The sequence below is a fragment of the Fluviicola sp. genome, from assembly GCF_030151805.1.
GTDB lineage: Bacteria > Bacteroidota > Bacteroidia > Flavobacteriales_D > Crocinitomicaceae > Fluviicola.
The window spans coordinates 1-9,902 of the sequence record NZ_JASLCN010000208.1 but is presented as its reverse complement, the minus strand read 5'-3'; the positions used below and the strand labels follow the sequence as shown (position 1 = coordinate 9,902).

The following is a 9,902-nucleotide window of genomic DNA, read 5'->3' as shown; positions in this document are numbered from 1 at the left end:
AATTACGAATTACGAATTACGAATTACGAATTACGAATTACGAATTACGAATTACGAATTACGAATGTCAAATTTTTTAGATTAAGTAATTAAATGAAAGAGCAGTTTTTACTTCGAGAAGACATTACTTTTTTGAATTTTGGTTCATTCGGGGCTACTCCGAAGCCGGTTTTTGAAGCGTATCAGCAGTTTCAGAGAGCATTGGAGTTTGAACCTGTTCAGTTTATGATCAATCAAGGGCCGGAATACCTGAAACAAAGCAGGATTTCACTGGCGGAATATGTGAATTGTCATCCGGATGACCTGGTGTATGTTCCGAATCCGACGTATGCGGTGAATATAGTGGCTCGTTCACTCGATTTGAAGCCGGGTGATGAGGTTTTAACAACGAATATCGAATACGGGGCCTGTGACAGAACCTGGGATTTTTATTGCGGTGAGAAAGGTGCGAAGTATATCAAACAACCCATTTCGTTACCCCTGACGTCGAAAGAAGCGTTTTTAGCCGATTTTTGGAAAGGTTTTACTTCGAACACTCAATTGATCTTCTTATCGCAGATTACTTCCGCTACGGGCTTAATTTTGCCCGTAAAAGAGATTTGCGAGGAAGCGAAGCGAAGAGGAATTCCTGTTTTTATCGACGGAGCACATGTTCCGGGACATATTCCCCTGGATTTGACTGATCTGGATGTTGATTTCTATACCGGAGCATGTCACAAATGGATGCTGACACCGAAAGGATCGAGTTTTTTGTTTGTGAAACGCGTTTTTCAGAATGAGTTGGATCCATTGGTAGTGAGTTGGGGATACCGGGCTGATTTTCCAAGTCATTCTCAGTTTCTGGATTATCATCAGTTTAACGGAACACGTGATTTTTCGGCTTATCTGACAATTCCTGAAGCTATTGGATTTATGAAAGCAAATGATTGGTGGGGATGGGCTGAAACGAATCGTTTATTGGTTCACAAATGGCTTCCTCGTTTCTGCGCATTAGTAGGTTCAGCTCCTTTGGCGCCGGTAACGGATGATTTTATCGGGCAAATGGGAAGTATTCCGGTTCGCTGCAAAGATCCGTTTGAGTTGAAGAACATCCTGTACAATGAATTTAAGATCGAAATTCCGGTGATGACCCAAAACGGGCAGAGCTATGTGCGTTTTTCACTCAATGCGTTCAACGATGAAAACGATCTGATCACATTGGAACAGGCATTGAAGGAATTACTTTCAAGAGGATTAATTGATTGATTTCAGCATGACACCAAAACACATTTTTTTAATCGGCTTCATGGGAAGCGGTAAAACAACCGTTGGAAAGCTTTTAGCTGAACGGTTGAATCTTCCTTTTGTGGATTCCGATAAATGGATCGAGGAGCGCAACGGAATGTCCGTTAGCGAGATTTTTGAAACGAAAGGAGAAGCATTTTTCAGGGAAGAGGAATGGGCATTTTTACATGCTGCCAAAGCGTTTGACAGATCGGTTATTTCTTTGGGAGGAGGACTTCCAACGATTGAAAATTCACTTGAACTCATACATCAGATGGGTAATTCTATTTATCTGAATGTGAGTTTATTGACTTTGATTCAACGCCTGAAGTTGGAACGTGAATTCCGTCCGAAACTAAAAGCCCTCAGCGATGCTGAATTTCATCCTTTTGTGGAAAGTTTATTGAGTGAGCGCGTTCACTATTACAAGCAGGCAAAATTGATTATGCCGAACGAGCGAAACAAACCTAATGAATTAGTTGATAAGATTGAAAAGGAATTAATTAAACTTTATTTTTAGTTGATCATTCATTCTCGTCTTGCTCGTCAATTCCGAAGAAGTTGACCTTTTCTCCGAGTAGTTCTTTTCTCAGAAAATAATAATGCAGACCGGAGTGCCCGATGAGAAAGAAAAAGGCAATTTTGTCGAAAAGGGTGGTGTCGTTATACCAATAGGAGAATCCGAGAAGGAACCACATGCCGAGTAAATAAACGGCTCCGGCCGCCCAAATAAAATAGATGAAATAGCGGTTTTTACGCCATTGAAGTGCGAGACCTACAAAAATACCTGCCCAGGCTATGATCGCGACATTGTAGAACAAGATGAGATTGTTTTGGAAATCGTCACCGCTGAAGCCGAGTTCCGTTCCCCTTGTTGTAATGAGTTTGTGAATATCCAGTCCTTTTTCCGCTTCGATCCAGCTGGTGTTCGTCAAAACCATGTAGCCGAGAATGATCCAGACTAAAAAAACGGTCCAGATAGCCATTCCGAGGTAGAAACTGATTTTGGTGTATGAATCCGGGATTTTTTTTCCAAAAATGAAACTTCCTACCCGTGTCAGTAACGGAATAGGACTTTCAAGATGCGCCTCAAATCCTTCGCGAAAAGTATGTTTTTTATTCGAATCAGTCACTGAGCGAATTTAGTTAATTTCGCAGAATGAATGAGCAAATGCGCGCTGAAAATTGGGACGAATACCTGGCTGAAACGCCTCATGTGGATTTTTCGAGTCCGGAAGTGAAGCAATTTATTGCCGGAATTCGGGTTTTTGAAGACCGAAGAGAGCAGGCTGTTTCGATTTATGAGACGGTTCGGGATTCGTTCCTGTATGATCCGTATCACTTGGATTTGCGAAGAAACAGTCTGAAAGCGAGTATTGTTGCTTTAAAGAAACGTGCGTGGTGTGTTGAAAAATCACTTTTGGCATGTGCCTGTTTCCGTTCGTTCGGATTTCCTGCCCGACTGGGTTTCGGGATCGTGAAAAATCACATTGGAGTAGCGAAGTTAACATCTTACCTGAAACGTGAAGAAATTGTTTTTCATGGGTATGTGGAGGTTTGGATCGACGGGAAATGGAGTAAATGTACGCCTGCTTTTGATCCGCGCATTTGTAAATTGAGTGCTGTTCCTTTACTGGAGTGGGATGGAAGTGAGGATTCGCTTTTCCAGGCTTTTGCGGGAGAGAAGCAATTTATGGAGTACCTGCATTTTTACGGTGAATTCCCGGATATTCCTTTCGAACTCATGCACAAAGAAATGGCTGCGTATTATCCTGATTTATTTGAAAATCCGGTTGATACGAAGGCTTTTTCTTTTCATTTTGACCCGATTTTTTAATTACGAATGCCGAATGCCGAATTTTTTGAATGAAGTAATTCGTCAGATCTCTATTTCTTCTGTTGTGACAGGATAACCGTTTTTCGGTGCTTTTGAACGCACAAACTTCGGTTCCAGGATCATAAATGTGCAATCATCCGTTTGTTCGCCTTCGCCTTTCCAGAATGAGAATTGATTCATCAATCGGTTGTAGAGCGCGCTTCCGTTTTGATTGGATGAACGCGAAAGCAGGTAACGCAATTGTTTTTTTCCGAATTTTTTGTTTGATTCTTTTCCGAACTGGTCGACAATTCCGTCTGTGAATACAATCAGTTTGTCGTTTTCTTCCAATAGAATCCGTTCTGATTTGAATTCCAGGTGATTCAGGTAGGTGAAACCGATCGGAACGCGCTCTCCGTTCAGTTCGATGACTTCGGAGTCGCGAACGATCCATAAAGGCATCTGAGCTCCGGAGAAATACAGTTCCCGCGTCTTCTTGTCGAGACAAAAAATAGCGATGTCCATTCCGTCCATGCGCTGTTCTTCGTCGGAATTGATTCTTCTCAGAATTGTTTTGCGCAGTGAATCCAGTAATTCGTTGGTTTTACGCAATCCGTCGGCAAATAACTCATCCAGCGTATTCATTCCCAAAACGCTTAGCAAAGCTCCCGGAACGCCGTGCCCGGTGCAATCTGCGATGGCAAATAACACTTTTTCGCTTCCGTTCTCGCGGAAACTTTTCATCCAGTAAAAATCACCTCCGACCAGGTTTTTAGGAGAATAATGAACGTGAACCTGTTCGAAATGCTGTGAAAGTTGTTTCCGGGATACAAGCAAAGATTCCTGTAGCTTTTGCGCATAGCGCAAACTGTCCATCATTTCGGTGTGCTGTTTTTCCAATTGCCCGTTCTTTTCCTGCAGTGCGACCGTTCTTCTTGAAACGCGGTCTTCCAGTAAATGAACGTCCCACTTGATTTTCCGGGCCATTTTGAGGAATTGAATACTGATTTGCCCGATCTCATTTTTAGGAAGCTGGTGCGAAATGGTCTCATCTGCCTGGTAATTCGATGCGATGAATTCATTCATGCTCTTTTGCAAACGTGTAACCTGCAGGGTAATGTTTCGAATGATGTAAATACTTCCGAAGATCAGTGCCAAAAAAGCAATTGCAGAGACGATGTACTGCATTTTCATCGAATCGTTGGAGAGTGAATAGGATTCCCGGATAAAATTGCCGCGGATCACGCGCAAATTTGCCTGGATGTTGGAAATGTTCAGAGACCAGGACGAATAATGGTTTTTATTCGGAATGGCGAAAAGCATTTGAAAGCGGCTTCGCACCGAATCAAAATACCCGAGGTATTGATTCAGCCCTTTGGGATAGTGTCCGCTTGCTTTCCAGACAGCGATTTCGTTGTGAAGAGACAAGGCATAATGTTCGTCATTGCGCATGATGTAATCTTTTTCATGTCTGCGCAAACTCAAAATCTGTTCTTCAAATTGCGGGTATTCCTCTTCGATTTGATGGATCACCAGGCGCATTTTCCCGATATATCCGTGTTCTTTGAACCCGATTTTGGCAATATCGTTCAGGATGCGGTCTTCCGTAAGTAACAAATGATCCAATCTTGCCAATAAACTTTGTTTGTTTTTCCGGTCGGAAGCAGCAAAGGTATTGACCAGGTTTTGCCGGATCAGTTCGTGTGTGTAGCTGTTCTTTCTGCGGTAATTCGTTTCGTTTTTGGCAATGGAATCGTACCAGAAACGCTGGTTGGTCAAATGTTCCATCCAATCTTTGTGTTCCTGAATTTGGGTCGATAAACTGTCTAATTTCAGAAGGATGGCTTGTTTTTCATGGATTTTTTGATTGAAATACCAGGAGATAGATGCAAATACCAACAACACAAAACCAAACCCTCCCAGGACGGTAACCAGCGATTTTTTCATGTTGCAAAAATCAGGTCTTCCTTTTGCTACAATATGAATCAGATGTCAAATTGCTGTTAACACGGGTTAGAAAATGATGAATTTCTTCGGAAACAATTATATTTGGCTAAATTAAAATCCAGGAATGAAATCAGCACTACTTATATTGTCGCTCGGGCTTGCCGGAATGATTCAGGCACAAAAGATTCACTATAATTTGCGAATGACGAAACCGCAAAATCATTATTTCGAGGTGGAAATGCAGATTTCCGAGTTCAAAGCAGGAGATTTAACGGTAAAAATGCCAGTTTGGGCTCCGGGATCGTATTTGGTGCGTGAGTTTTCGAAAAATGTGAACCTGGTTCGTGCTTACGATGAGAAAGGGGCTGAATTGAAAGTGGGTAAAACATCTAAAAATGCCTGGAAAGTAAGCGCCGGAAAAGCGAAAAAAGTAAACGTTCAATACGAAGTGTATGCGTTCGAATTGTCTGTCCGAACAAGCTTTTTGGATCTGACGCACGGATTTGTTTCCAGTTCAGGAGTATTTTGCTACCTCGACGGGCACAAAGATAAATCAGGAACAGTAACTGTATTTCCTTACAAGGATTTCAAGGTCATCACCACTCCTTTGGAAAAAGCAACCGTGCAAACGCAGGAAGAAAGATCCGAAACGTTCCAGTTCCCGAATTTTGATGTGCTGGTAGATTCTCCTTTTGAAATCGGAAACCAGGAAGTATTTGATTTCACAGTGGATGAAACGAAGCACACAGTTGCTATGTATGGTTCCGGAAATTACGATATCGACGAGCTGAAAGTGGATATGGCGCGTATTGTAAAGGCTGAAAACAATGTGTTCGGCGGGAAAAACCCGAATAAGAATTATACGTTCATTGTGCACAATGTAGTGGACGGACAAGGAGGATTGGAACACGCAAATTCGACGGTGTTGAGTGTAAATCGCTGGACATACGGAGGCGGATACAAAGATTTCCTTTCGTTGGTGGCACACGAGTATTTCCATTTGTGGAATGTAAAACGCATCCGTCCGATTCAGTTAGGACCCTTCAATTACGACGAGGAAAACTATACTTCGCTGTTATGGGTAATGGAAGGATTTACGTCTTATTACGATGAATTGTTGTTGGTGAGAGCCGGATATTATACCAAAGAAGAGTATTTGCGAAAACTTCAGGGAACGTTGAATTATGTGGAAGGATCCGTTGGAGCGCGGGTTCAGCCGGTTGCACATTCGAGTTATGATGCCTGGATCAAAGGTTATCGCCCGAATGAAAACAGTGCAAATACAACCATGACTTATTATTCGCGCGGAGCTATTTTAGGAGCTTACCTGGATGCTGTTATCATTGATAAATTCAACGGAACAAAATGCCTGGACCACTTCATGCAGTATTTGTTTGAAGAGTTTTACACGAAAAAGAACCGCGGATTTACAGAAGATGAGTTTCAGGCTGCTTTGGAGAAATTCCTCGGTCAGGATATGGATTATTTCTTCGATAAGTATGTAAACGGCACGGAAATCCCGAATTACAACGAAGTGTTCGGTAAAATCGGAGTTGGAGTAACATACACCGGAAAAGCGGTTGTTTCATTCGGTGCGTCTTTGTCGCAAGACGGCGGAAACTGCATGGTAAAAGGAGTTCGTGCGGGAAGTGCTGCTGAAACTGCCGGTTTAAGTGTCGGAGACGAAATCATTTCGGTAGACAATATGCGTGTGAACAACAGCGCTTTGGAAAGCTACGTCGGCGGATTGGGAGAAGGTGAAACATGTAAATTGCTGATCGCAAGAGATGAGTTGATTCTTGAGCTGGAAGTGAAGATGAGCATGTATGAAAGACCGGCTTTCAAACTGGAACCGAACGGATCTGCAAAGAACAAGTTTGATTACTGGCTGAGAAGTATTTAATCGGGCTTAATCAATTAAATGATTGTTGATGGCGTAACGGACAATTCCGACGATGTTTTTCGCACCTGTTTTGATAAAGAGATTTTCGCGATAAGTATCAATCGTACGTGGGCTGAGTTTCAGGATTTCTGCAATTTCACGGTTCGTATATTGCTCGCAAAGCAGTTTCATCACTTCAATTTCGCGGTGAGATAGCGAGTTTGTCTTGGTCAGCAGTGCCTGTTGGTTGCGTTTCTGAATTCCCTTAACAAGTGCTTTTGAAATTTCTTCTGAGTGGTAATACCCGAATTGATGGAGGTTTCGAATGATTTCTACCAGGTTTTCAATGCTTTTTCCCTTGGGAACAAACGAATCGGCTCCAAGTTCTGTTAAGCGGAAGATCAGTTCGGAATCGTAATTGGAAGTCAGTACGATGATTCGGATATCCGGATGCTTTTTCTTTAGCTGAGCCATGGTTTCCACACCGTTTTTTTCGGTTATTTCGATATCGACCAGTAAAATATGGATTTCTTTCCATGCAAAATGATCAAAAGATTTCTGCTCATCTGCTGTTTCAATGAGGACATTCAAATCGGAATATTCTTTCAAAAGTGAGATCATTCCTTGCCGAAATAACGAACGATCATCAATTAAAGCAATGTTTATGGTTGTTTTCATTGGATTGAAGTTTTAGGAAATACACCAACCCGTAAACAGAATGCCAAATCTGCTTCAAAGCAACCAGGGTACTTTTTGGATAATAAAGTGCCGAATGGTATTGGTAAAATGGGGGAAATGATCTGATATTTCATTTGAATAGGGTAATGGTGTGCGGATGCGTATCCGGTGGATACGAATTGATTTTATAAGTAGGTACAAAACAACATCTGATTTATTTTATCAGTCTGAAAAAAAAGAAGTATTTGCGGATTGAAAAAAGGAATTTTTGTTTTCAGGTTTGGAGATAACAATCCTCCGATTTTCAATTTCTGAAAAAGCCATAGTGATTATGTGTAAAGTTCGACTCTAATATACACAAAATAACAGTTTTACGAGCTTTTTTGGGAGATAAAATTCAGATGAATGCTTGGATAAATACATTCTTACGGGAATTTTATGGTATGCCGTTTCGAAACATTTCTGGGTGTTTCTACGGATAAAAAACAAGCGTGTGTTTGAAGCGGTGAGCCCCTGAAAACAATGTATAGTGATAGATCATTCCGATTTCGTTTGGCTGCCTGTTTTCTTTTCGTAATCCGTTAAATCACGGAGTTTTTGGGCCCTTTCACCGATGCGTCAAAAAGGGTGTTTTCACTCTTTTATTCCTGATATTAAATCCTCAGATTTGTCTGGCTTTGATTCAGGTCAAAAGACTAGATACCAGCTGGTTGCTGAATCATTGCAACCGCGAACAACCTCTGCGGAATAGTAAATGAGGACTAACACACACAGTTATGGATGGATAACTACTCCTGTCCTTAAAGGATAAATCCCCTGAAATGAAAAGAAACTACTATCCATTATTCACAAAATAAACCATTATGAAAACAATTCAAAGAATGCAATTTATAGCCACCAGTTTACTACTGCTGCTGGTTTGCACATTTTCTAAAAATGCCTGGGCGCAACCTGTGGTTACAGTTCCTGCTTCCTGTAACGTAGTTGTTGCGGGTATTGGAGGAGCCACTGGTTTCGGCGGAATTGTCGGAAGCGGCGGAATCGTTGTTATGCCCGATTTGATAAGTGCAGCAGGAGTATTTAACGTCAACCCGATGGGAAATACGATCCTTGGCTGGACTCTTACAGGAGATCTTTCCGTGGGACCGATTTCGCAGCCCGCTCCTGCAGTGCAGTCTGTTGGTTCCGGGATTTTAGCGGCAAACATTACTTCTTACAATTTCGATGTTCGCATTTCAGAATCGACTCCTCCTTCGGCTGATTACCTGGCAAGAAGTAAGGGGCGGGTAATGATTTCCTATACAAATCCCAGTGCAACTTGCGGTGGCAGCATCACTTTCGATGTATTTAAAAAATATGTCAACAGCGGTTGGCCGTCTACCGGAACGCAAGAGGGATATGTTCCGCCGATTATCGGGCCGGATTGCTGGGAGCCGAGTACAACTTACACCTATTCGGTGGATCAGATAGCAAGTGATAACTATAGTGCCGGAATTGGTGGAGATGAGTATTATTGGGATATTTTTCCTACTCTGGGATCTTTTTATACTTCGGCGGATCAGAGTTCCATCACGTTTACCACTCCGTCCTCAGTTTCTGGTACGTATACCATTCAATGTTGCTTCGGACGTTCGAACCCCTGGGATGGAAATGCTGTTCGACCGACTTCTGCTACCGGAACGTGTGTTACAAAGACTATCGGCCAGGTTCCCGGACCGCCTTCATTTACAGCTTTACCGCCGACATGTGTGCCGGTATCAGCCAGTCCATTTTTCATCGGAATTAACCCTCAGCCAGGGTACGTTTATACCTGGACATCTTCCAACAGTTCCTGGTTTCTGGCTCAAAGCGGATCTCAAAATGAAGACGTAACGGTGAGTTCATTGGGATCTGATCCGGGAATTCTGACATTGACCATTACAAATGGAAGCTGTGATCCGTCAATCTTTACTTATACGGTAAACAGAGAATTTGACGCTACAATGACTCTTAATGCGGCGGCTACTTGTGTTCCTGCCGGATCAACTACCAATTTTTCCATTTCAACAGGCGCTCAAAATCAGACCTGCTGGATACTTCCTCCGGGATGGACTTATGCGCCCGTTACAGGATCGGAATCCAGTATTAATGTGACGGTTCCTCCGGGAACACCTGCAAATGCTTATACGATTTCTGCTTATTCCTGTTCTTGTCCTTCCGGGGTATTGAATGTAGTGGTTAATGTCCAACCGGATGTTCCTGTAATCAGCGGACCTAATTGTATTGTTCCGGTTGGAGGTCCTCCGGTGTCTTACACTGCTTCCGGCTCGACAGGCT

The 9,902-nt window shown here is 42.5% G+C and carries 8 protein-coding genes; 5 read left to right on the top strand and 3 right to left on the bottom strand.

What is annotated here, in order from left to right:
- The first annotated feature begins 93 nt into the window (after positions 1 to 93).
- Together Q1V93_RS07810 and Q1V93_RS07805 are read left to right on the top strand one after the other, a co-directional pair.
- Entirely contained in the window at positions 94 to 1,245 is a 1,152-nt protein-coding gene (locus tag Q1V93_RS07810; RefSeq protein ID WP_300663490.1) for an aminotransferase class V-fold PLP-dependent enzyme, read from the top strand.
- Positions 1,246 to 1,252: 7 nt separating this feature from the next.
- Entirely contained in the window at positions 1,253 to 1,783 is a 531-nt protein-coding gene (locus tag Q1V93_RS07805; protein WP_300663488.1) for a shikimate kinase, read from the top strand.
- A gap of 4 nt (positions 1,784 to 1,787) precedes the next feature.
- Here Q1V93_RS07805 and Q1V93_RS07800 read toward each other — a convergent pair whose 3' ends face one another.
- Positions 1,788 to 2,396 (bottom strand): hypothetical protein, encoded by a 609-nt coding sequence (locus Q1V93_RS07800; RefSeq protein ID WP_300663486.1) that lies wholly within the window; start codon positions 2,394 to 2,396, stop codon positions 1,788 to 1,790.
- A 26-nt stretch (positions 2,397 to 2,422) separates the two neighbouring features.
- On the opposite strand from Q1V93_RS07800, the gene Q1V93_RS07795 reads away from it, so the two are divergent.
- The gene (locus Q1V93_RS07795; RefSeq protein WP_300663484.1) at positions 2,423 to 3,100 is read left to right on the top strand and encodes a transglutaminase family protein; all 678 of its coding nucleotides are present in this window, start codon (positions 2,423 to 2,425) and stop codon (positions 3,098 to 3,100) included.
- Between the two features lie 42 nt (positions 3,101 to 3,142).
- On the opposite strand, the gene Q1V93_RS07790 is transcribed toward Q1V93_RS07795, so the two are convergent.
- Positions 3,143 to 5,026, bottom strand: coding sequence for a SpoIIE family protein phosphatase (locus Q1V93_RS07790; RefSeq protein WP_300663482.1), 1,884 nt, complete (start codon positions 5,024 to 5,026; stop codon positions 3,143 to 3,145).
- Positions 5,027 to 5,150: 124 nt separating this feature from the next.
- Here Q1V93_RS07790 and Q1V93_RS07785 point away from each other — a divergent pair, with 124 nt between their 5' ends.
- Positions 5,151 to 6,929, top strand: a complete 1,779-nt coding sequence (locus tag Q1V93_RS07785) for a PDZ domain-containing protein (RefSeq protein WP_300663480.1) — start codon at positions 5,151 to 5,153, stop codon at positions 6,927 to 6,929.
- Positions 6,930 to 6,935: 6 nt separating this feature from the next.
- Here the strand turns inward: Q1V93_RS07785 and Q1V93_RS07780 are convergent, their stop codons facing one another.
- Positions 6,936 to 7,586: a response regulator transcription factor gene (locus tag Q1V93_RS07780; RefSeq protein ID WP_300663478.1), complete on the bottom strand. Its 651-nt coding sequence runs from the start codon at positions 7,584 to 7,586 to the stop codon at positions 6,936 to 6,938.
- A gap of 863 nt (positions 7,587 to 8,449) precedes the next feature.
- On the opposite strand from Q1V93_RS07780, the gene Q1V93_RS07775 reads away from it, so the two are divergent.
- A partial coding sequence (locus tag Q1V93_RS07775) for a hypothetical protein (protein WP_300663476.1) occupies positions 8,450 to 9,902 on the top strand: 1,453 nt, incomplete at its 3' end.